Annotated in this window: 18 protein-coding genes; 5 read left to right on the top strand and 13 right to left on the bottom strand. The window is 54.7% G+C overall.

All coding sequences use genetic code 11. The features are described 5' to 3' along the window. Positions 1-253: 253 nt before the first annotated feature. From pncB to ETG88_RS00610, 4 genes are all read left to right on the top strand, one after another. Complete coding sequence (gene pncB, locus ETG88_RS00625; protein ID WP_129034340.1) at positions 254-1,456, top strand: nicotinate phosphoribosyltransferase; 1,203 nt, start codon at positions 254-256, stop codon at positions 1,454-1,456. Positions 1,457-1,620: 164 nt separating this feature from the next. Beyond that, a complete protein-coding gene (asnS, locus tag ETG88_RS00620; protein ID WP_100776978.1) occupies positions 1,621-3,021 on the top strand; it encodes an asparagine--tRNA ligase in 1,401 nt (466 codons plus the stop codon). A gap of 606 nt (positions 3,022-3,627) precedes the next feature. Then, positions 3,628-4,707: a porin gene (locus ETG88_RS00615; protein ID WP_100776981.1), complete on the top strand. Its 1,080-nt coding sequence runs from the start codon at positions 3,628-3,630 to the stop codon at positions 4,705-4,707. Between the two features lie 185 nt (positions 4,708-4,892). Beyond that, complete coding sequence (locus tag ETG88_RS00610; protein WP_100776982.1) at positions 4,893-6,083, top strand: amino acid aminotransferase; 1,191 nt, start codon at positions 4,893-4,895, stop codon at positions 6,081-6,083. A 57-nt stretch (positions 6,084-6,140) separates the two neighbouring features. Here ETG88_RS00610 and ETG88_RS00605 read toward each other — a convergent pair whose 3' ends face one another. The 7 genes from ETG88_RS00605 to cmoM all read right to left on the bottom strand — a co-directional run bounded on the left by ETG88_RS00605 (position 6,141) and on the right by cmoM (position 16,773). Next, the gene (locus ETG88_RS00605) at positions 6,141-6,788 is read right to left on the bottom strand and encodes an MBL fold metallo-hydrolase (RefSeq protein WP_100776983.1); all 648 of its coding nucleotides are present in this window, start codon (positions 6,786-6,788) and stop codon (positions 6,141-6,143) included. A gap of 15 nt (positions 6,789-6,803) precedes the next feature. Next, a complete protein-coding gene (mepK, locus tag ETG88_RS00600) occupies positions 6,804-7,355 on the bottom strand; it encodes a peptidoglycan L,D-endopeptidase MepK (RefSeq protein WP_181827572.1) in 552 nt (183 codons plus the stop codon). A 175-nt stretch (positions 7,356-7,530) separates the two neighbouring features. Next, the gene (ldtD, locus tag ETG88_RS00595) at positions 7,531-9,354 is read right to left on the bottom strand and encodes a L,D-transpeptidase (RefSeq protein ID WP_129034339.1); all 1,824 of its coding nucleotides are present in this window, start codon (positions 9,352-9,354) and stop codon (positions 7,531-7,533) included. A gap of 180 nt (positions 9,355-9,534) precedes the next feature. Then, on the bottom strand, positions 9,535-13,983 hold the full coding sequence (gene mukB / locus ETG88_RS00590) for a chromosome partition protein MukB (protein ID WP_100776986.1): 4,449 nt from the start codon (positions 13,981-13,983) through the stop codon (positions 9,535-9,537). After that, on the bottom strand, positions 13,983-14,687 hold the full coding sequence (gene mukE / locus ETG88_RS00585) for a chromosome partition protein MukE (RefSeq protein ID WP_100776987.1): 705 nt from the start codon (positions 14,685-14,687) through the stop codon (positions 13,983-13,985). The genes mukB and mukE overlap by 1 nt, the downstream gene beginning before the upstream one ends. After that, positions 14,668-15,990 (bottom strand): chromosome partition protein MukF, encoded by a 1,323-nt coding sequence (gene mukF, locus ETG88_RS00580; RefSeq protein WP_100776988.1) that lies wholly within the window; start codon positions 15,988-15,990, stop codon positions 14,668-14,670. Before mukF ends, mukE begins: the two co-directional genes overlap by 20 nt. Before the next feature lie 3 nt (positions 15,991-15,993). Beyond that, the gene (cmoM, locus tag ETG88_RS00575; RefSeq protein ID WP_129034338.1) at positions 15,994-16,773 is read right to left on the bottom strand and encodes a tRNA uridine 5-oxyacetic acid(34) methyltransferase CmoM; all 780 of its coding nucleotides are present in this window, start codon (positions 16,771-16,773) and stop codon (positions 15,994-15,996) included. 124 nt (positions 16,774-16,897) lie between these two features. On the opposite strand from cmoM, the gene elyC reads away from it, so the two are divergent. After that, positions 16,898-17,677 carry an envelope biogenesis factor ElyC gene (gene elyC / locus ETG88_RS00570; protein ID WP_129034337.1) on the top strand — a complete coding sequence of 260 codons (780 nt, stop codon included), beginning with the start codon at positions 16,898-16,900 and terminating at the stop codon, positions 17,675-17,677. Here elyC and ETG88_RS00565 read toward each other — a convergent pair. The 6 genes from ETG88_RS00565 to msbA form a co-directional block, all read right to left on the bottom strand. Further along, complete coding sequence (locus ETG88_RS00565) at positions 17,654-18,547, bottom strand: YcbJ family phosphotransferase (RefSeq protein WP_129034336.1); 894 nt, start codon at positions 18,545-18,547, stop codon at positions 17,654-17,656. The two genes, elyC and ETG88_RS00565, sit on opposite strands and share 24 nt — an antisense overlap. Before the next feature lie 146 nt (positions 18,548-18,693). Then, positions 18,694-19,440: a 3-deoxy-manno-octulosonate cytidylyltransferase gene (gene kdsB / locus ETG88_RS00560; protein WP_100776992.1), complete on the bottom strand. Its 747-nt coding sequence runs from the start codon at positions 19,438-19,440 to the stop codon at positions 18,694-18,696. Further along, complete coding sequence (gene ycaR, locus ETG88_RS00555) at positions 19,437-19,619, bottom strand: protein YcaR (protein WP_129034335.1); 183 nt, start codon at positions 19,617-19,619, stop codon at positions 19,437-19,439. Before ycaR ends, kdsB begins: the two co-directional genes overlap by 4 nt. Before the next feature lie 45 nt (positions 19,620-19,664). Further along, a complete protein-coding gene (locus tag ETG88_RS00550; protein WP_129034334.1) occupies positions 19,665-20,894 on the bottom strand; it encodes a winged helix-turn-helix domain-containing protein in 1,230 nt (409 codons plus the stop codon). A gap of 43 nt (positions 20,895-20,937) precedes the next feature. Beyond that, positions 20,938-21,915: a tetraacyldisaccharide 4'-kinase gene (lpxK, locus tag ETG88_RS00545; protein ID WP_129034333.1), complete on the bottom strand. Its 978-nt coding sequence runs from the start codon at positions 21,913-21,915 to the stop codon at positions 20,938-20,940. Continuing rightward, the gene (gene msbA, locus ETG88_RS00540) at positions 21,912-23,660 is read right to left on the bottom strand and encodes a lipid A ABC transporter ATP-binding protein/permease MsbA (protein ID WP_129034332.1); all 1,749 of its coding nucleotides are present in this window, start codon (positions 23,658-23,660) and stop codon (positions 21,912-21,914) included. Before msbA ends, lpxK begins: the two co-directional genes overlap by 4 nt. Positions 23,661-23,685 lie beyond the last annotated feature (25 nt).

The following is a 23,685-nucleotide window of genomic DNA, read 5'->3' as shown; positions in this document are numbered from 1 at the left end:
GCATCGTTTGTCGAATAACGAATCCAGTCTATTCCTGTTGTGTAAAACGCGCTACGCAGAATGTTCATCTTTTCAGGCGGAAAAACCATTTTTGCTACATTTGTATAACACGGGGCACGAAATGCCCTCGACCATAACGGCAGCTTATGTTGTGATCGGGGTTCAATAAATCGCTAAACAAGGTATACTCCAGCGGTTTCAATAGTTGTTTATTGTACTAAACGCTCCCGTGAGAGGATGCTACTGCGCACCTATGACTCAATTCGCTTCCCCTGTTCTGCATACACTGCTGGATACCGATGCGTATAAACTGCATATGCAGCAAGCCGTTTTTCACCATTACTATGATGTAGAGGTAGCGGCTGAATTCCGCTGCCGCGGTGATGACCTGCTCGGTATTTACGCTGATACCATCCGTGAACAGGTCGATGCCATGCAGCATCTGACTCTTCAGGACGACGAATACCAGTGGCTCTCTGGCCTCCCCTTCTTCAAAGCCGACTATCTCAACTGGCTGCGCGATTTCCGCTACAACCCCGAACAGGTTACCGTCACCAACAATAATGGCAGGCTGCACATTCGCCTCGCCGGCCCGTGGCGTGAAGTGATCATGTGGGAAGTGCCGCTGCTGGCGGTGATTAGCGAGATTGTGCACCGCTACCGTTCACCCGAAGCGAGCGTTGAACAGGCGCTGGTGACGCTGGAAAGCAAGCTGGTTGATTTCCACCAGATGACAGAATCGATTGATATGTCCCGTTTCCGACTGATGGATTTCGGCACGCGCCGTCGCTTCTCCCGCGAAGTGCAGCAGGCGATTGTGGAACGTTTGCAGCAAGAGCCGTGGTTTGTCGGAACCAGCAACTATGATTTGGCGCGTCGCCGTAATCTGACGCCGATGGGCACACAGGCTCACGAGTGGTTCCAGGCGCATCAGCAGATAAGCCCCGATCTTGCCACCAGCCAGCGCGCGGCGCTCGCCGCATGGCTTGATGAGTATCCGGATCAGCTGGGTATTGCCCTCACCGACTGTATTACCATGGATGCATTCCTGCGCGATTTCGGCCCGGAATTTGCCAATCGCTATCAGGGTCTGCGCCATGACTCCGGGGATCCGGTTGAATGGGGTGAGAAAGCAATCGCCCATTATCAGAAGCTCGGCATCGATCCGCTCACCAAAGTATTGGTCTTCTCCGACAATCTGGATCTGACAAAAGCGGTCGACCTTTACCGTCAGTTCTCCTCCAGGGTTAACCTTAGCTTCGGCATCGGTACCCGCCTGACGTGCGATATCCCGCAGGTAAAACCGCTGAATATCGTTATCAAACTGGTGGAATGTAACGGCAAGCCGGTCGCCAAGCTTTCTGACAGCCCGGGTAAAACCATCTGCCATGATAAAGCGTTCGTGCGCGCACTGCGTAAAGCCTTCGATCTGCCACAGATTAAGAAAGCCAGTTAATCCTCTTCAGGGGGGCTTATCGGCCCCCCGTCCAAATTTTTACTAATTTCTCTCTTTTCTCTGCGAAATCTGCTTGTCTGATGGCGGATGCCAGGTAACATAGATATCCCCCTATAAGGGTGAACAAGTGTCTATTTTTTCCGACTATTAACAGAGAGAATATTATGAGCGTTGTGCCTGTAGCCGACGTACTCCAGGGCCGCGTCGCCGTTGACCAAGAAGTCACCGTGCGCGGATGGGTGCGTACTCGCCGAGATTCTAAAGCTGGCATCTCCTTCCTTGCCGTCTATGACGGTTCCTGCTTTGATCCTGTACAGGCCGTTATTAATAATTCTCTGCCCAATTACAATGACGAAGTTCTGCGCCTGACCACCGGCTGTTCCGTTATCGTGACGGGTGTCGTGGTTGCGTCTCCAGGCCAGGGCCAGAGCTTCGAAATCCAGGCGACGTCTGTTGAAGTAACCGGCTGGGTTGAAGATCCAGACACCTATCCAATGGCGGCAAAACGCCACAGCATCGAATATCTGCGTGAAGTGGCTCACCTGCGCCCGCGTACCAACATGATTGGTGCCGTCGCACGCGTTCGTCACACGCTGGCGCAAGCGCTGCACCGCTTCTTCGACGAGCAGGGTTACTTCTGGGTCTCCACGCCGCTGATCACCGCGTCCGATACCGAAGGTGCGGGCGAAATGTTCCGCGTTTCTACGCTGGATCTGGAAAATCTGCCGCGCACACCAGAAGGCAAAGTGGATTTCGACCAGGACTTCTTCGGTAAAGAGGCGTTCCTGACCGTATCCGGCCAGCTTAACGGCGAAACTTATGCCTGCGCCCTGTCAAAAATCTACACCTTCGGCCCAACCTTCCGTGCTGAAAACTCCAACACCAGCCGCCACCTGGCAGAGTTCTGGATGCTGGAGCCTGAAGTGGCGTTTGCCGATCTGAATGACGCGGCCGCCCTGGCAGAAGCGATGCTGAAGTATGTCTTCAAAGCGGTTCTGGAAGAGCGCGCAGACGACATGAAATTCTTCGCAGAGCGTGTCGACAGCGATGCGGTTGCCCGTCTGGAGCGTTTCGTCTCTGCGGACTTCGCGCAGGTCGATTACACCGACGCGGTAGCGATCCTGGAAAAATGCGGTGAGAAATTCGAGAACCCGGTTTACTGGGGCGTGGATTTATCTTCTGAACACGAACGTTACCTGGCTGAGAAACACTTCAAAGCACCGGTGGTCGTGAAAAACTATCCGAAAGACATTAAGGCCTTCTACATGCGCCTTAACGAAGACGGTAAGACCGTTGCGGCGATGGATGTGCTGGCGCCGGGCATCGGTGAAATCATCGGTGGCTCTCAGCGTGAAGAGCGTCTGGACGTACTGGACGCGCGTATGGAAGAGATGGGTCTTAATCCAGCGGATTACAGCTGGTATCGCGACCTGCGCCGTTACGGTACAGTGCCACACTCAGGCTTCGGTCTGGGCTTTGAACGTCTGATTGCATACGTCACCGGCGTTCAGAACGTGCGTGACGTGATTCCATTCCCACGTACTCCGCGTAACGCCAGTTTCTAATCCTCACAATTAATAACGGCCAGCAACTGCTGGCCGTTATTTTATTCTGTACTGTCAGTTTATGTCAGTTGAAAGTCAGTATCTTCAAAGTGCAACCCCGCCAAATATTCCACCTGTTACGTTTTATTTCCATGAAATATCTACGAACAAAAAATAAACCACATTCTTATTGCGCCTTATTACCTTTGCGTGCTTTAGCACAAAAAATACCCACTTACACAGCCCTCTGGATGGCTAATGTATACAATAAGAAAAAGTGCATTGTTTAACTTCTGTTGATACGAAAAGCCTTTATCAAAATTAAATATAAGCAATTCATATATATAGGAATGGGTTAGTGTTTTTATTCAGCAATCAGTTCCGAAATTTGAGGTGCTTCACAAAGTTCCGAATAATACACATTTAGTTACACATAATTTCTTTTTGTTACTCAATCTTTATCTTTGTAGCACTTTCAGGCTAGCGAAACGGTTATATGAATGGAAAGATGCCTGTCAGATACATAAAGACACCAAACTCTCATCAATAGTTCCGGAAATATTTATTGACAGAATTTATTGTGGGCAGTGGCGAGTGTCATAAAAAAACCAATGAGGGTAATAAATAATGATGAAGCGCAATATCCTGGCAGTGGTTATCCCTGCCCTGCTGGTAGCCGGTGCAGCAAACGCTGCAGAAATCTATAACAAAAACGGCAACAAACTGGACTTCTACGGTAAGGCTGTAGGTGAACACCAGTGGACTACCAACGGTGACTCTAACAACAATGACACCACCTATGCCCGTATCGGCTTCAAAGGTGAAACCCAGGTTAATGACCAGCTGACCGGTTACGGTCAGTGGGAATACAACATGGATGCTTCCGCACAGGAAGGCGCTCAGGGTACTAAAACCCGTCTGGCATTCGCTGGTCTGAAAGGCGGCGACTACGGTTCATTCGATTACGGCCGTAACTACGGTGCGTTCTACGATGCACTGGCATCTACCGATATGTTCGTTATCTGGGGTGGCGACTCCCTGGCAGCAACAGACAACTTCATGACTGGCCGTAGCACCGGTCTGGCAACTTACCGTAACTCCAACTTCTTCGGTCTGGTTGACGGTCTGAACCTGGGTCTGCAATACCAGGGTAAAAACGAATCTGGTCACACCCCAGCTCGTCAGAACGGCGACGGCGGCAGCTACTCTCTGGGTTATGACTTCGCTGAAGGCTTCAACGTAACTGCAGCGTACACCAACTCTGACCGTTCTTCTGATCAGTCTGCTGACGGCAAAGGTAAACGCGCTGAAGGTTGGGCAACTTCTGTTAAATACGATGCGAACAACCTGTACGCATCTGTTATGTACGGCGAATCCCGTAACATGACCCGCGAAAACGACGACGAATTCGCAAACAAAACTCAGAACATTGAAGCAGTAGTACAGTACCAGTTCGACTTCGGCCTGCGTCCATCCCTGGGCTACGTACAGTCTAAAGGTAAAAACCTGAGCGACCGTAACGGCTTCGCTGGTGGCGACGCTGACCTGGTTAAATATATTGAGCTGGGTACCTGGTACTACTTCAACAAGAACATGAACGTATACGCGGCTTACCGCTTCAACCTGCTGGACGATAACAGCTACACCCGTGCGGTGAGTCTGTCTACCGACGACCAGGCTGGTGTTGGTATCGTTTACCAGTTCTAATAAGCAGCCCTCTCTGCTAAATGCCTTAAAAACAGGACTTCGGTCCTGTTTTTTTTATGGCTGAAAGCAAAAAGTAGCGACTTTTGAAAAGGCGCACGCTTTTCGTCGCAAACGGTTGGCATTTTGTAAATCTACCGTTAACCTGATAGCGGATTTCACTTCTGTAATCACAATGGAACCTCGTCATGTTTGAGAACATTACCGCCGCCCCTGCCGACCCTATTCTGGGCCTGGCCGATCTGTTTCGTGCCGATGACCGCCCTGGAAAAATCAACCTGGGTATTGGTGTCTATAAAGATGAAACCGGCAAGACTCCGGTCCTGACCAGCGTTAAAAAAGCTGAGCAGTATCTGCTGGAAAACGAAAACACCAAAAACTACCTCGGTATCGACGGTATCCCGGAATTTGGTCGCTGCACTCAGGAGCTGCTGTTTGGAAAAGGCAGCACGATTGTTAGCGATAAGCGTGCCCGCACAGCCCAGACGCCAGGCGGTACCGGCGCATTACGCGTCGCGGCGGATTTCCTCGCGAAAAACACCGCTGTGAAGCGCGTTTGGGTGAGCAACCCAAGCTGGCCGAACCACAAGAGCGTGTTTAACTCTGCGGGGCTGGAAGTGCGTGAATATGCATATTATGACGCGGCAAACCATACGCTCGACTTTGACGGCCTGCTCTCCAGCCTGAACGAAGCACAGGCGGGTGACGTGGTGCTGTTCCATGGCTGCTGCCACAACCCAACCGGTATCGATCCGACGCTGGAACAGTGGGAACAGCTGGCAAAACTGTCAGTAGAAAAGGGCTGGCTGCCGCTCTTCGACTTCGCCTACCAGGGCTTTGCTCGCGGTCTGGAAGAAGATGCAGAGGGCCTGCGCGCCTTTGCCGCTGTTCATCAGGAACTGATCGTCGCCAGCTCCTATTCCAAGAACTTTGGTCTGTACAATGAGCGTGTTGGCGCCTGTACGCTGGTGGCGGCCGATGAGCAAACCGTTGATCGTGCGTTCAGCCAGATGAAATCGGTGATTCGTGCTAACTACTCCAACCCACCAGCACACGGTGCGTCTGTCGTAGCGACCATCCTCAGCAATGACGCCCTGCGCGCCATCTGGGAACAAGAGCTGAACGACATGCGTCAACGCATCCAGCGCATGCGTCTGCTGTTTGTGAACACGCTGGCAGAAAAAGGGGCGGATCGTGACTTCAGCTTCATCATCAAACAGAACGGGATGTTCTCGTTTAGCGGCCTGACCAAAGAACAGGTTCTGCGTCTGCGTGAAGAGTTTGGTGTGTATGCTGTCGCTTCTGGACGTGTGAACGTCGCGGGAATGACGCCAGACAACATGGCACCGCTGTGCGAAGCGATTGTCGCTGTGCTGTAAAATCCGTATTCAGTACGCACAAAAAAGCCTGCTGATAGCAGGCTTTTTTAATGGGGTTTACCAGACAGGCATTTCATCCTGCAGGAACGGGTTATGCACCCGCTCATATCCCAGCGTCGACAGTGGGCCATGGCCTGGAATAAACGTCACATCATCACCCAACGGCAATAACTTCTGTTTAATCGACTGGATCAACTGACCGTGGTCGCCGCGCGGGAAGTCGCTGCGTCCTACGCCGCCTTTGAAAATCACGTCACCCGAGACGAGCAAACGCGATTGATCGTCAAAGAAGACGATGTGCCCCGGCGTATGGCCCGGGCAATGCAACACCTGTAGCGTCACGTTTCCGACGTTAACGCTCTCGCCTTCATTCAGCCAGCGATCGGGCGTCAGAGGCTGACACTCATCGAGACCAAACATACGGCTTTGGGCAGGCAAGCCCTGCAGCCAGAACTCATCTTCTTTTTCCGGTCCAATGACTGGCACACCGTAATGTTGTGCCAGCTCTGCCGCAGCCCCCACATGGTCGAGGTGACCATGGGTCAGCAAAATCTGCATCAGCGTCACGCCGGACGCGTCGACTTCCTGCTTGATCTTCTCAGCATCTCCGCCGGGATCGACAAGCGCGGCCAGTTTGGTTTGTTCACACCAGATTAATGAACAGTTCTGGGCGAACGCAGTCACCGGAATAATACGATAGTTCATACTGCTCCTTCATTATTACCAGTGCCGTGTTGGCCCGGTATCAATATGCACAAAGTTGCTACGTGGATAATATCCTACACCACCTGCGCGCATAGATAACGCAGCTTTGCGAATATTGGCTAATGAAACGCCTTCAATATGAAAGTCCATCGCCTGTCCTTTAGTGTGATAGCTTTTTTTGGCTACCCCACGGCTATGGGCGCGCAGTTCGTTATTGGTATCAATAGAGCGATAACCGGAAACGAGCTGCACCGGCTTGCGGGTGCCGAGCAGGCCCTGGAGGCGGAAAAGCTGATCAAATAATCCTGGGTCGATGGCTTTTATTTTATTCGCGCGGTAATCACGGAAAAAATGGTTGAGTCTTGCTAATTCATCCTGAATATAGCCTCTGCCATCGAAAAACTCCGCTTTTAACGTCTCACCAGTGTGAAGATTGTTGAGCGTCAAAATACGCGGACGTGGTGTCGAGAGGGTGGCAAATGCTGGCGTCGGTAAGATGGCCGCTGCGCCCAGCGCAACACCACCTAACGCCAGCAGCTTGCGGCGATTAGCGTCAAATTTGTCCATGATAATCAGGTCTACAGGTCAATGTTATCGTAAATATGCTTAGCGCACGAAGGGCACCATAACCGCCAGAACAGCCAACGTCAAGGCACCCAACCCCAGTAGATACGGGGCTTACAGCGATATAGCCCCTTCTCTACCATAACTTACGACAATCATTTTTCCCGAACTACTTCATTTACCTGATTAATTGTTCGGCTTTTGGCAAAATTTGTGCGCCAGATCGCGCGGTGAGATCGTAATTGTAAATATCTGTACGATATTGGGTACGTCCATCAGCACCAACAAACGCCGTCAGATAGTAAAGATTGACCGGAATGTTTTGTCGAATATTCACGTAGCGCGTATTCCCTTCTTTCAGCGCATCGGATATCCGCGTGTTGTTCCAGCCTGCGTCACCCAACAACATATTCGCCAGTTCAGACGCTTTATTTACGCGAACACAGCCGGAACTGAGCGCGCGCGTATCTTTCTGGAACAGGTTGTGGTTGGGCGTGTCGTGCAGATAGATTGCATCGGAACTTGGCATATTAAATTTATAGCGGCCAAGCGAGTTACGCTCACCCGGAGCCTGCTGGAAGCGGAAAGGCAGGTTTGACGCCGTAATCGTCGACCAGTCGACCTGATACGGGTCAATTGCCTGATTGCTGTTCCAGCCGCGCATCACCGTATAACCGTGGCGTTCGAGATAACCCGGGTCATTCCACAACTTCGGCAGAATATCTTTGCGCGCAAGCGTCGGCGGGACGTTCCACGGCGGATTCACCACCACGTTGTTCAGCGCGCTGCTCATCATCGGCGTTTTACGATCCGGTCGTCCGACAATGACTCTGGAGGCCAGCACTTCGCTGCCATTCTGATAATAAACCAGCGAATAGGCCGGTATGTTCACCATAATTCCGTTGGAAAGAGTTCCTGGAAGCAGGCGTAAACGCTGAATATTCAGGGCCAGTACGCCTGCGCGCTGCGCCGGTGAGACATTCAGCCAGTCGCGCGTTGACTGTCCAATGACCCCGTCAGCCCCCAGGCCCTGAGCCGTCTGGAACGCTTTTACTGCAGCAACCAGTTCACGGTCATAGGCAGCAGGTTTATCGGCCGGAACGGCAGATTTTTTCTTCTGTACAGGCGCTGATGGGCTGACCACCACGCTTTGCGGATCATCCCCCGGCAGCGCAATTTTCGGCCCTGAATCGGCCTCACCAGAGCGGCGAAGAATTTCGCGCAGCGCAGGAACATCACTGCTCCACTGTCCTGGACGCAGTGTAGTGGTGCCACGCAGCTGCGGCCACGGGCGCGTATCCGCCACCAGTTGCAGCAACGACTGATGCATGGTGGCATATTGCGGATGGGCCGGTGCCAGACTGGCAATAAAGCGCAGAAGCGTGCCCTTATCCAGCGACACTTGCCACTGGTTGATCACAGAGAGTGCGGGTGTCGCCAGCTTGTAGGGTTTTTCGCTGTACAGCCAGCGATTGCCATTGACCGGAATACCCGCCACAAACTGCAGATAGCCCATCATGGCATCGGAAAGAACCACGTCGCGCGCCATCCCCGTCACCGTCGGGTCAGTCAAAAGCTCAACCCACGCGGTAAACTGCGGCTGGAAACCGGCGATAGCCACTTCCGCCAGCTGCTGCTGGAAAGCACGTACCGCATCGCGATCGTCCCACATCGGTTTCATCGCGCGCGCGGCATACAGTAAGGTCAGCTGATTAAGGTAGGCGGGCGTGTAGCCGGACGGCAGTCCTGATTGCAGCTGCTGGCGCACGGCTTGCGTATCCACATCCGCAGGCAGCGTTTTGATACCTGCCATAATGGCGGTCGCGGAAGATTGTTCCAGTGGTTGCAGCAGCGAAGTGGGCTGTGCGCCCATCGTCGCCGAACTGTCGACAGGAACCACTTCAGGCTCATCAGCCTGGGCATTAAACAGTGGAGCGAATATTAACGTCAGGCACACACTGAGTGCGGATAGCTGACGACCATGAGTTTTCTTTAGCAACATCCCTTGCCCCCTGTTTGCTTTACGACCTGCCCACAACACCGGGGCTTTTCTTCAGTATAGAAAGGCATAGACGCTACTGCCTTGCCTTATGTAAAGAAGTTTAAAGATAACGCAGCCCTGAGCGCAAGTTAAGCAAATAAAAAGGGCAGCACCTGTGTGCCGCCCTTTTTATCAAACGCGTTAAGACGCGTCAGCCGTACCCGGTAACGACTCCGGCGGCTGCGGCGCAAAACCGCGCAGCCCCACGACGTGAACATGTTCGGTATTATTAAACACTTTACGCACCAGTTTGTACGTCGTGCCTTTTTCCGGACTGATGTTCTCAGGTGCCGCAATAATCAGCTGCATATCCAGACGGTCGCACAGCTCAAACAGCGTTGCGATTGAACGGGCATCCAGACGCGCGGCCTCATCGAGGAACAGCAGGCGACACGGCGAGATATCCTTGCCACGCAGGCGGCGCGCTTCATCTTCCCAGCTCTGCACGACCATCACCAGAATCGACATCCCGGTACCGATCGCTTCGCCGGTAGAAAGTGCGCCGGATTCTGCACGCAGCCAGCCGTCAGAACCACGGTTAACTTCAACTTCCATTTCCAGATAGTTACGGTAATCCAGCAGCTCTTCACCAATGGTTTGCGGCGTACGCTGGCCCATATCAATCTGCGGATTCAGGCGCTGATACAGTTTCGCCAGCGCTTCGGAGAAGCTGAGACGGTTGCTGTTGAACAGATCCTGATGCTGCTCGTGCTGCTCAGAGAGCACATCCAACAGAGTGGCGTGCGCTTCACGGACGTTAACGTTCAGACGAACGCTGTTCACCTGGCCAAACGACACGCTCTGCAGACCCTGGTTGAGCATCCGGATACGGTTCTGCTCGCGCTGGATCGTTTTGCGAATAATGTTCGCCACGCTGCGAGAGCTGATGGCCAGCTTCTGTTCGCGGGAGGTCAGCTCTTCTGTCAGGCGACCCAGTTCGATCTCCATCTGTTCGATCGCTTCGACCGGATCGTCCGTGCGAATGATGTCCTGGCGAATACGTTCACGCAGGTGCTGATAAACCGCCACGAAGAACTGAATTTTGCGCTCAGGACGTTTTGGATCTTCAGACATACGCAGCACATCGCGCAGATGTTCGTTATCCGCCACCGCAAGACGCAGAGCACCCAACGCTTTATCCGACATCGAACGCAGCTCATCGCCAGAGAGATAGGCCAGCTCGCGACGGTGCAGACGACGCTCGACGCCATTGTCTTTCACCATGCGCATCACCGCACACCAGCCCGCCTTGGCGGTCACGACCTGCTCGCGCATCTCGTGGTAATCGCGTTCCAGCTTACGCAGGCGACGGGTCAGGTTATCCATCTCCGCTTCGCACAGTGTCAGGGCTTTTTCCAGCTGGTGACGGCGTGAACGGTTGTTGCTCAGCTGGCTGTGCAACTCATCGCGGCGAATGCGTGCACGCTCTTCCGCCCCGCTGTCCGCGCGAACGCCGATATCCTGCAATTCTTTATGCAGATCGGTGAGCAGCTCTTTCTTGGTGTCGAAGGAGCTTTTCAGCGATGCCAGCACCTGATTGTACTGACTCAGCTGTGCGGCGTGGCTGCGCAGCGCATCACGGCTGCGGCTACGTTCTGCTTCTGCCTGCTCCAGACGCTGGCGCAGTTTTTCGTTCAAATCACTGTTGCCACTCAGCATTTCTGCCGAGTCGCTATAACCAAAGTGCGCGCGACGCTGCACCACTTCGGTCAGTGCAAACGCCTGCTGGCGCGCATCACGCTGCACCTGCTGGGAGTACGCATAATCTTCTTTCAGCTGTTCATACTGTTCCGGATCGCTTTGCAGAACCGACAGCACAGGCTCCAGTTTCGCGAGCTGATTGCCGTGCTGCTGGACGAAGCGTGCGGCTTCCTGAGCTTCATCCAGGCGTTCCTGAATTTCATCCACGCGATCGGCGAGGGTTTCGTCACCCAGCAGATTCAGACGCGGCAGGATACGGTTCAGGGCTGCAACGCCCTCTTTCGCCTGTTCAAACTGTACGCGGCTCTGCTGATTATCATTTTCATGATTGCTCAGGGCGCGCTCAAGTTCGCCACGACGGGTATTGAGTTTGCGGATCTCGGCTTCTGGATCCGGCTCAAAGGCAACTGCAACGTGGCTGCCGATAAAGCGGCTGAAGGCCTGGTGCAAACGCTGGGTTTTCTGCACGTCAAACGACAGGGTCGCGAAGCGTTCAGATAGGGTTTCACGTTCGGCATGCAGGTTTTCGATGCGGTTTTCACGCGCGGCGCGGCCAAAGATCGGCAGCGTCGGGAAGCGAGAATAACGCCACTGGCGATCGGCAACTTTCACGACCACCGCTTTTTCCAGCTCATCGACGCTGAACACGCTGTCATCGAAGGACTGCGGATCCCCTTCGATCAAATAGAGATCTTCCGGACACTCTTCCAGCCCTTCCAGCTGATCGGCAATCAGCGATAAATCCGGCACGACGATCGCATGACGGGACGGGCCATACAGCGCAGAGTAATACGGCGCATCTTCAAGGCTGACGTCGTCGTAAATTTCGGACAGCAGCACGCCACCAAAACGTTCCGCCAGCGCATTAAGACGCGAATCTTCCGCGCCGCCTGGCTGACTTAAACGTTCAATCTCTTCATCGACGGCATTTTTACGCGCGCCGATTTCGTCACGCTCAACAATGGCTTCGCGCTCGCGCTCAAGCAGCTGTTGCAGGTATTCGGTTACTTCTGAGCTAGACTCGAACTCTTCACCACACTGCTCGCTCAGCTGGTTCAGGCTGCTTTGCGCGGCCAGCCAGACTGGCGCACGTCGCAGCAGCGTCTGAGTGCGCGACTGCAGCTGTTCCAGCTCCTGGCGCAGGACCATGCGCTGCTCGCTGGCGCTGGAGACGCTGTCAGACAGAGACGCGATACGCGCTTCCAGTTCCTGATGCAGCGTTTCCAGATCGTCGATATCGACATGCTTACCCTGGCGCTTGCAGAATTCGGCCAGCAGGCGTTCCGCCTCTTGCTGTTCACGCAGACGCTGTTCCAGCTCGTTCAGACGCATACGCAGCGGCTGAACCTGCTCCGCCAGATGGCGCTGATTGACTCCATCGCGCAGCAAGTCGCGCGCCACTTCCCAGGCATCACTGCGCGCCAGCGGGCCGTTGATCGCCGCAACCAGCTGATATGCCTGTTCGAACTGACTGTGCGCGGCCTGCGCCACGCTCATTTTCTGATCGAGGGAGAGCAATTTCTCCGTCGCTTCCTGTTCTTTTGCCTGGAAGGTCTCCAGCCACTCGTCGGCACTATCCGGTGTTAAATCCGGGAGGTGGCACAGCTCTTTCGCGCGTTGCAGCGCCTGTAATGCCTGGGTGTACTGGATGGCGCGGGTTTGCTGAACATCGAGAGCCTGCTGGTAGTCGGCCAGCTGGTTTTTCAGCTCATCCACTTCCAGCTCGGCGGCCTCGGCGCGCGCCTCTTTCTCTTCCTGCATATCGGCGGCTTCTGCCACCACTTCGTTTTGCTCTTCGAGACGGATCTGCAGCTCATCGAGATCGGCTTCGTAGCGCTCGATTTTCTCCTGCTGGCGCAGGGCAGTTTGCACCAGATTCAGATGATCGCTGGCCGCCTGATAATCGGCTTCCAGATCGCCTTCGGCACCGTTGTGTTCGCCCAGCTCGCGGGCCATCTCAACGTGTTTGTACTGCTCAGCCACCAGCTGCTTGCGAGAGGTAAACAGCTCGCGGCGGTACTCCAGCGCTTTATCCAGATGAATGCGACGCTCGTTGGCGTGACGCATGTAGTCCGCCGCCACGTAGTTGGTCGCTTCGCTGATCAGATGTTTGAACAGGTCGCGGTCAGACTGGGTAACGCGAATCGCTTCCAGCGTCATGCGGTTTTCACGCAGCGCCGCTTCCATGTCCTGGAAGGCTTTGCGCACGCCGCTGTTTTCCGGCAACAGGTAGTCGCGCAGGGAGCGGGTGATGGCGCTGGAAATCCCGCCGTACAGGGAGGCTTCAATCAGGCGATAGTATTTGCTGCGGTCCGACGCGGTGCGCAGACGACGCGCCACAACGCCCAGATCAAACATCAGCGAGTGATAATCAGTGATCGAGTTGAACTGTTTAAACTGGACGCCTTCAATCGCTTCGAGCTTTTCTTTCAGTTCATTCAGCGGCAGCACGCGCGCCTGACGATCGTTAAGGGTTTCCGTCAGCAGTGACGTCGGTTGAACCGACGTTGGCAGCCCCTGGATGGCGAAAGGTTTGATGTCGACTTTACGGTCGCGGCCCGCAATTTGTTGCAGGCGCACACCGACCACCACACGCTGGTGGCGGGAGTTGATCACATCCAGCACTGAATAACAGACGCCCGCCTTCAGCTTACCGTGCAGACCTTTATCGCGAGACCCGCTCGTCGCGCCCGCTTCGGTGGTGTTACGGAAGTGAAGCAGCGTCAAATCAGGGATCAGCGCCGTGACGAACGCCGCCATGGTGGTGGATTTACCCGCCCCGTTACCGCCGGAGAGCGTGGTGACCAGCTCATCCAGATCGAAGGTTCGGGCAAAGAAACCGTTCCAGTTAACCAGCGTTAGCGAACGAAATTTACCGCGTTCAATCATTACTCTTCCTCCCCGCTATCCGGCTGACTCTCTTCATTCTCATCATTGAGCTGCAAATTATTTTCGATAGGCATGGCTTCACCGTCGCGGATCATGCGCAGCTGCGCTTCACGCGGGTCATCGCCAGTGCGCACATCAGCGCCAAAGCGGAACACGGATTCGGTAATGCGGAATTTGCTGCTGTCGTGGCCCATAAACCAGACCATCCCCAGACGGCGCAGGCGGTTCAGGGAAGAGCGGACTTTTTCCTGTAACTTCTGGCGGTCAAGATCCGACCCGGTGGAGCGGTTGTTCACAAGCTTAAGCAGCTTGCCTTCGTCTGCGAGGCTCAACAGCTCGTCATACAGCTCTTGCTGAGTGAAGATGCCTTCGTTGGCCAGACGTTCCGGGCTGAGGTAGAGATAGCAAAGAATTTTGCCCACCATCATGTCCAGCTCAGACAGCACAGAGCGTGGGATCAGCGTCGTGGAGCGCGGGCGCAGGTAGAAAAAGCCTTCTGGCGCGCGGATCAACTCAACGTTGTAACGGGCATAAAACTCTTCCAGATACTCCTGGAAGTCCATCAGAAAAGCGTGATTATCCAGCTCGTCAAGACCAATGTGACGACCGGCACGCAGCTGGCTGTCCAGCGCCGGAAATAACGGATTTGCCAGCGCCTGGGCCAGTTTAACTGGCATCACTTGTTCAATATTTGTCAATGACATGCGCCTGTACCTTGGCTCCGTAATCGTTAATCGGCTGCCACTTCGGCGGCAGTCCGGTGAAATCTGCTTGCGCGACGCCCAGGCGAACGGCCTGATCGACGACGATGCGGGCGATATCAAAATGGCGCGCACGCGGGTATTGCACCAGATAGTCGCGCACCACGAGGCCGAGATCCAGCGGCACTTGTCTGGTTTTGTAGACGGCCAGCTGTTCTTCGATCATCGCGGCAAGTTGCTCACGAATTTCGTTGAATTCTTCAAACTCCAGATCCGGCGGCAGTTCGCCGGTGACCTCTTCGTCACGCAGCGCCATCTCTTCGTCGCGCATATCCAGCAGACGATCGGCGTTGGCGTAGGTCAGCGCCCATGGCGCATCGAAATAGCTTTGTACCGACTGACGCAGACGCTGGGCGAACACGCGGTTCTTGTCCATGTCGATGGCGGTACGGATGAATTTATGCACGTGGCGGTCATAGCCGATCCACAGATCGATCGACTGCTGGCCCCAGCTGATAATACGGTCGAGTTTGCTTTGCAAATCGAAGACCAGGCGATCGACAAAATGCAGATCGTCATGCGCCAGCGTCGCATCCTGGATGCGCAGCAGATTCGCCTGGAGTTTATCCCCTGCAGCTTCCAGCGTGTCCTGCAATTCACGCAGGGTTCCGGAAGTTTCAGACAAAAGCAGTTCACAGCTTGAGATCGCCGCACGCCAGTCTTTATTCAGCAGCTGCGCGATATCGTCTTTCACCTGCTGCTGCTGCTCGTCCATCAGACGCTGGGTGAGATCGATACTGTCGAAAATTTCGGCCACCGAGTATTTCAGCGGCGCGTAGACATTTCGATGCCAGTGGAATTCATCCCCATTTTCGTCCGCAGCATCCGCCGCCCGTTTAAGCTCGCCCGCCACGATCGACAGCTGCATAGAGAGGCGCAGCGTGGAGAATTCGCGCTGACGGATGTAATAGTCCGTAATGCCGATGCCCAGCGGTGTCAGACGATAGATGGCGTTTCCTTCCGCCTGCTCGCTTGTAAAGCGGTTCAGCAGACGTTGACGCACCATCTCGTTGATCGCGTTGTTGGCACGCACGCTAATGGTTTCGCTGGTTTGCTCAAACGCATCACTGACATGGCGGAACGCATCCACCAGTTCACCCTCGCTCATCTCTCCATCCAGACGTTCGCCGTTAAGCGTAGCGACCGCCAGCAGGAAAGAGAGCCTGTCTACCGGCAGCGAGATGGAGAAATCGTTTTTCCTGGCCCAGGCAACCAGTTCGGGGACTGTCTGGGAAAATTCACTCATAAATTATCCTTGCTTCTGCGGCTTGCGCGCGATGACGTGAATATATCGCCCAAGACTGATAAAGGGTTCCTGACGGCAATACCGCGTTTCTATTTCTGTTAAAGCGTCAAGACAGTCATGCTGTTTTTGTTTATCGCGCAGATAATCATGAAAAACCCTGACGCCCGTTTTCCCGGTGATCTCCCACCCCATCTCTTCCAGCCAGCCATAGACCTGCTGCGGATCGCGTGGAAAATCCGGCGAAAGCGTGCGCCGTTTCTTTTTATACATGCCCTGTTGCACATAGCCGAAATTGCCCACCAGCACGTTACGCATCAGCAGGCCGTTAGCATTGTAGAACATCAGCGACAACGCGCCGCTGGGGGTGAGCACAGACCACAGAGTTTTTAACATTTCCTGAGGTTCGGCGACCCATTCCAGCACAGCATGAAACAATATCAGATCAACCTGAGTTTCCAAATGCTGCGCAATGTCCTGAGCGGCGCAATGTATAAAATGCATGTTGTCGCTCACACCTTTCTCTTCTGCCGCGCGTTTCGCACGCGCCACCATTTCAGCAGAAAGATCGCAAAGCGTGACGTGATGGCCGCGCTGCGCCATTAAAATGGCCGTCTGACCTTCACCGCCGCCCGCATCCAGTACCCGCAACTTTCGGTCACCAAAGGTGGCCAGCACGTTGTCCAGATCCTGCCAGAGGATCGTCTGACGTAACTGCCCCTTGGTAGTGCCGTAAATGTTCCGCGAAAACTTTTCCGCGATGTCATCAAAATTGCGATCCCGCATTGGGAGAGTTCCATCCGCTAGCAGCAAAACCGCTATTTTGTCACACCCGCGCGGAGAATGAACCTCTCTGGTGTAATATCGCGTGTAATCACCTGCTGTATGGTTAAAAAAGGAACCAAAAAGGATGCTTTTTACCCTAAAGAAATACATTGGAGGGATGATGCTTCCTCTCCCTCTCCTGCTGATGTTCATTGCGCTCGGGCTGCTGCTGGTGTGGTTCACCCGTTTTCAGCGAAGTGGCAAAATCGTGATCACCACCGGCTGGCTGGCGCTACTGCTGTTAAGCCTGCAACCGGTGGCGGACAGGTTGTTGCGCCCCATTGAAAACACGTACCCGACGTGGCAGGGAAATCAGAAAGTGGAGTACATCGTGGTGTTGGGCGGCGGTTATACCTGGGACGATAAATGGGCGCCCAGTTCCAACCTGATTAACAACAGTTTGCCGCGCCTCAATGAAGGGATCCGTCTGTGGCTGAGCAATCCGAGATCGAAAATGATCTTTACGGGTGCCGCCGCTAAAACGAATCCGGTCAGCACCGCAGAAGCTGGGGCGCGGGTGGCAGAATCGCTCGGCGTGCCGCGCTCGGCGATTATTACCCTCGATAGCCCTAAAGATACGGAAGAAGAGGCCGCTGCCGTGAAACAGGCTATCGGCGATGCGCCTTTCCTGCTGGTGACGTCCGCCTCGCATCTGCCGCGAGCGATGATTTTCTTTGAACATGCCGGATTGCATCCCCTGCCCGCACCGGCGAATCAGCTGGCGATCGACGCGCCGCTCAATCCCTGGGAGCGCGTGATCCCGTCGCCGGTCTGGCTGATGCACAGCGATCGCGTCGGGTATGAATCCCTCGGACGACTCTGGCAGTGGCTCAAAGGCTCGTCAGGCGAGCCAGGGCAGGAGTGATTTTGTAGCCATATCGAAGTTTGCGCGGTTAAAACGCCCGGTATTAACGAGCTGCGCGACTTCATCCCACAACAGATACAGCCAGCGGCGCCAGAGGAAAGATTCCGAGACTGGCGCTCGCTGCAGATAGTGCCACATTAAGCTCTCTGCCAGCGCGCTTTCGCCTAAGCGGAACAGTTCATATTCGCGCGGTGCCCACAGCATAATCCCCGGCCCCACCATCGCCAGAAGCTGATCGCTTCGGGCGTCTTTCAGCATGCTGCGCAGGGTAAAGTTGCCATGAACCAGCACGCAGTTATCGTTAAAGCCCTCAAACATCGTCGGCAAACATTCGCGGGTGCGGAATAAAATACGCTTATCCTGCATGCTCAGGCCGGTATTGTTGAACTGGTTGAGGGTTCCCCAGAGCACTTCGACCCGCTGGCGATACCACAGTGGCCAAAGGTTTTCCTGGGTGCTGTCTACCGGCCCGACCAGCCCACGGCTGTCCTGTCGGTGCCAGGACAGTAGCCCTTCGACGATTTGATCTTTAAGCTGCTCCCAACGATCCGGTGTTCTTGCGGGCGCTTCGACCGGGACACCGCGCAGGCGCTCAATCAGCAGCACATCCGGGCCGGGATGTTCTTCGTGGGTCATAACCCCATACACCGTCGGCATCCGCACCGTCCCGCTACGTGCCAGCATCGACATTTTCCAGGCCAACTGCCTGGCTACGCCGGGGGAGGTAAAGCTTCTCGCCATTAACGGCATGGGATTTCCGTTACTGTCGTACAGCGACCACAGGGAAGTGTCCGCTTTCTCACTCACGCACTCCAGCCGACTGAGTTTCTCACCCAGCAGGTGGCTCAGCTCAGCACGCAACTGTTCCATATGAGATTACCCCCATCAAAACTACTGCTTTCATAATGAGCGTGTAGCTGACAGATGTCACCCTTATGAGATCAATTTGAACGTAGAAAAATGCGATAAAAACGAGGCGGTAGAACATCCCCCCAGAACGGGGGGATGCGGGAGATTTATTTCAGTTCCGCGCGTACGCGTTCGAGATCTTCCTGGGTATCGACGCCGGTTCCAGGCACTTCCTGTGCAACAGCCACATGGATTTTTTCGCCGTACCACAGCACGCGCAGCTGCTCGAGCATTTCGATGTGCTCCAGCGGGCTTGGTGCCCAGGTCACGTAGCGGCGAATAAAGCCCGCCCGGTAGCCGTAAATGCCCAAATGACGCAGGAAAGTATCGCCAATCGCCTCTTTGGACTGCGCAAAACGATCGCGATCCCAGGGAATAGTCGCACGGGAGAAATAGAGCGCGTAACCTTCCGCGTCCATCACCACTTTGACGGCATTGGGGTTAAACGCTTCTTCCGCGTGGTGAATCGGCACGGCCAGTGTTGCCATTCCGACCTGGCGCTGCGCGAGGTTTTCCGCGACCTGGCGGATAATCACCGCCGGGATCATCGGCTCATCGCCCTGCACGTTAACGATTACCGTGTCATCGCTGAAACCGCATTTTTCGACGACTTCGGCAAGCCTTTCGGTACCGGACTGGTGATCCGCGCGCGTCATGCACACTTCGCCGCCCGCCGCTTCGACCGCACGTGCAACCTCTTCATGATCCGTGGCGACAATCACGCGCTCAGCACCCGATTCACGTGCTCGCTCGAGAACGTGAACAATCATCGGCTTACCGTTAATATCGACCAGCGGTTTGCCCGGTAAACGGGTTGATGCGAATCGTGCCGGAATGATGACAACAAAACTCATGGTCTGCTCTCTTCTGCCGTCAGCGTACGGGCTTCGGTTTCCAGCAGGACAGGAATGCCGTCACGAAACGGGAAAGCCAGATTATCCAGTTTGCAAATCAGCTCTTGCTTATCCTGGCTGTAATACAGTTTGCCGTTGCACACCGGGCAGGCAATAATCTCAAGTAAACGGTGATCCATAGTTCCTCCGTATAGGTAATCGCTAAAGCTTACCACATTCCTTTTTCAGGCTATGTCTATTTCCCAGCCACTCCGACAGCCCTCAAATAACCCGTCCGGCAGTTGTCCCAGAGTGATTTGTCGGGCCTGCTGCCAGATGGCGAATTCGTTAAGTGCCAACGTGAGACCTTTTTCAAGCGTTGCACTGACTTTAACGCCCGCTTCCAGATACAACGCAATGACTTCCAGCACGCCTGTTTTGCGGTGCATTTTCGCGTCCATCCGTCCGACCAACCGCCCCTTATGCAGCAGCGGTAAGACGAAATAGCCGAACTGACGTTTCGGCGCGGGCGTGTAACATTCGAGGCGATAGATAAAATCAAACAGCTGTTCTGCGCGTTTACGATCCCAGACCACCGGGTCGAACGGCGACAATACGGCGCTATGCGTCGCGGTCAGCTTATCGGCCTGAGCCTGCGGCAGAAGTGGGAGGAGATCGGCATGGAGCCACATTTCCCCCAGCGTTTCGACCTCGACGCGCACAACGCGTTGGTTTTCCTGCCAGCGTTCAAGCAGCGGTTTCAGCGCCGGCTGACGCAGACGATAGTAATCCGCCAGCCACTGTGGCCGAAAAATCCCCAGGCTACGGGCACTGTTTTCCAGCATGATCGCTTCGGCAGCGGTTTGGTCCAGCAGATCGCGTTCGTCGTCCCAGTGCGGCATCACCCGGTGGGTAAGATCGTACACGCGCTGAAAATTACGTCGCTCCACCACCATGACTTTTCCCGAGGTAAACAGCCCCTCCAGATGACGCTTATGCGGTTTCCACTCCCACCAGCCGCTCGTGCCTTTACGCGGATGTTCGAAATCGGCAGAACGCACCGGGCCGTTGTCCTGAATATGCGCAATCATCTGGTCGATTTCGTCGGCATTTTCATGCATCCATTCCTTCCGATACTTCCAGCCCATGTTCTCCGGCGCGAGCATGCGATGGCGCACCAGCCCGAAATCGGTACGCGGCAGAAAACAGGCTTCATGCGCCCAGTATTCCATCAGATCGCCCTGGCTTAGCGCATCATCCAGCCACTGAGCCGGATAATTCCCAAGGCGGCTAAAAAGCACCAGATAGGGACTGCGGGCAACAATATTAATGGTGTCGATTTGCAGCAGGGACATGCGCTGGATTGCAGAGAGAATATCGGCAGGCTGTGCGCGACGGCGGGGCTTTTTCAGTAGACCTTGCGCGGCAAGATGCAAATGGCGGGCGGCGCTAAGTGAGAGTTGCGGTAGTGACATGCGTTTTCCTGTAAGTCATCGCGCTACCAGAACCGCATTCGACTTAGCGCACCAGCGCTATCAGTTCCTGGAGCAGGCGTTCTGGCTGTTCGCCGCTGAGCTGTGCATCAACGGGCAGATACCACCAGTTGGCTTTGGCAAAGGCGCGGCATTTAACGGCGTCTTTTTCGGTCATGATCAGATTCTGGTGAGAAGTCGCCAGAGGTTCAACGCTCTCCAGCGTCAGCGCCTGATGGTCGGCGAGAGGAATTCGATTTTCAAGCTTTGCTCCGCCGCTTTCCAGGGTGGCAAAAAAACGCGGAGGATGACCGATACCGGCCATGGCGACCAGACAAGGCAACGCGGTTATGTCCCGCTGTTCACCGGTCAGCAGATTAACCGCCTGTCCGGGCTTTAAGGCCATCGGGATTTCGCCAGCCCGTGCTTCGCCGCCATTCACAATAACGGCATCGACGGAGCGCAGACGAGACGCACGTTCGCGCATTGGCCCGGCAGGTAACCACCAGCCGTTGCCGAAACGACGCTCACCGTCAATCACCACGATCTCTTTGTCTCGCGCAAGGGCGTAATGCTGTAAGCCGTCGTCGGTGATGATAATTTGCAGCGGATGTTCGGCCAGCAATGCCTGAACGGCTTCGCTGCGATTAGGAGAGATAGCGACAGGCGCGCCGGTACGCTGAAAGATCAATACCGGTTCGTCTCCGGCCTGTGCCGTGGTGGTCTGAGAGGTCAGGAGCAGTGGATACTGCTCGGCTTTTCCACCGTAACCCCGTGAGACCACGCCGACACGCACACCCCGTTTTGTCAGCTGTTCCACCAGCCAGATCACAACGGGCGTTTTACCGTTGCCGCCGGCGGTAAGATTCCCGACGACCACAACCGGCACCGGTGCTCGCCAGGCTTTTTTCAGCCCCAGGCGATAGCACAAACGGATGATGCCGCTCACCAGGCCGTATAGCCAGGAGAGCGGCAACAGCAGTAGCCAGAGAGGTGATTCCCCGGACCAGATGCGTGCAATCATGCGCCAAACTGCATTTTATGAAGCTGAGCGTAAACGCCGCGATGCTCAAGGAGATCCGCATGACTTCCGCGTTCAACGATCACACCGTCTTCCACAACCACGATTTCATCCGCCTGCTCGATAGTCGACAGACGGTGCGCAATCACCAGCGAGGTACGGTTTTTCTGCAGTTCATCCAGTGCCGACTGAATGGCGCGTTCAGACTCGGTATCGAGTGCAGAAGTGGCTTCGTCGAGGATAAGAATCGGGCTGTCACGCAGCAGCGCACGGGCAATCGCAATACGCTGGCGCTGGCCACCGGAAAGCAGCACGCCGTTTTCGCCGATTACGGTATCAAGACCGTTATCCATCTTATTGATGAAGTCCATCGCGTAGGCCATACGCGCGGCGTTTTCGATGGCTTCACGGCTGTACTCTTCGGTACGGGCGTAAGCAATGTTGTTGGCGACCGTATCGTTGAACAGATGAACGTTCTGCGAGACGAGCGCGACCTGATTACGCAGTGACTGCAGAGTATATTCCCGCAGATCGTGACCATCGAGGAGAATTTCGCCTTCGTCGATGTCGTAGAAACGGGTCATCAGGCTGGCAATGGTCGATTTACCTGAACCAGAGCGGCCCACCAGCGCAACCGTTTTACCAGCCGGAATGTTCAGGTTGATATTACGCAGCGCAGGCGTTTCGCGGCCTGGGTAAGTAAAGGTCACATTACGGAATTCAACGTCACCGTTGGCGCGATCGATCACGCGTTTGCCTTCGTCTTTTTCCTGTTCCGTATCCAGAATGCTAAACAGCGTCTGGCAGGCGGCCATACCGCGCTGGAACTGGGCGTTGACGTTCGTCAGGGATTTCAGCGGACGCATCAGTGCAATCATCGACGAGAAGACCACGGTGATGGTACCAGCGGTTAAGGTCTCCATGACGCTTGGGAAGCTCGCGGCATACAGTACAAATGCCAGCGCCAGAGAGGCAATCAGCTGAATGATCGGATCGGAGATGGAAGAGGCCGAAACCATTTTCATCCCTTGCAGACGCATTTTGTTGCTGACCTTATCAAAGCGCTTGGTCTCGACATTTTGACCGCCAAAAATAAGCACTTCTTTGTGGCCTTTCAGCATCTGCTCTGCGCTGGTGGTCACCTGCCCCATGGTGTTCTGCATGTTTTTACTGATGTTGCGGAAACGCTTGGAGACGACGCGGATAGCGATCGAGACAATTGGCGCCAGCACGATGAGAATGATCGACAGCTGCCAGCTGTAGTAGAACATCATGATAAACAGGCCGATGATCGATGCGCCTTCACGCACTACGGTAATCAGTGCGCTGGACGATGACGACGCAACCTGCTCAGAATCGTAGGTGATGCGCGACAGCAAGGTCCCGGTGGACTGTTTGTCAAAGAAGGAGACCGGCATGCCCATCATATGGCTGAACAGTCGACGGCGCATGGTCATGACCACTTTTCCCGATACCCAGGAAATACAGTAGCTGGAGATATAGCTGGTGACGCCGCGTAAGATCATCAGTCCGATAACCACCAGAGGCATCCATAGCAACACTGAGCGATCCGTTTTACCAAAACCGTCGTCCAGTAACGGTTTGAGGAGCGATAGCATGAAGGTATCACTTGCTGCGTTGAGGATTAACGCGACACCCGCCACGATCAGACCTGTTTTGAAGGGTGCAATCATCGGCCATAGTCGGCGGAAGGTCTGCCACGTGGAGAGATCTTTGTCGTTATGCATTCAAAAAACCAGCATTTGTTGAAAT

Origin of the sequence: Lelliottia nimipressuralis (assembly GCF_004115925.1) — a bacterium.
GTDB classification, from domain to species: domain Bacteria; phylum Pseudomonadota; class Gammaproteobacteria; order Enterobacterales; family Enterobacteriaceae; genus Enterobacter; species Enterobacter nimipressuralis.
The sequence above is the reverse complement of the archived record's forward strand: the minus strand, read 5'-3'. Positions and strand labels throughout refer to the sequence as shown.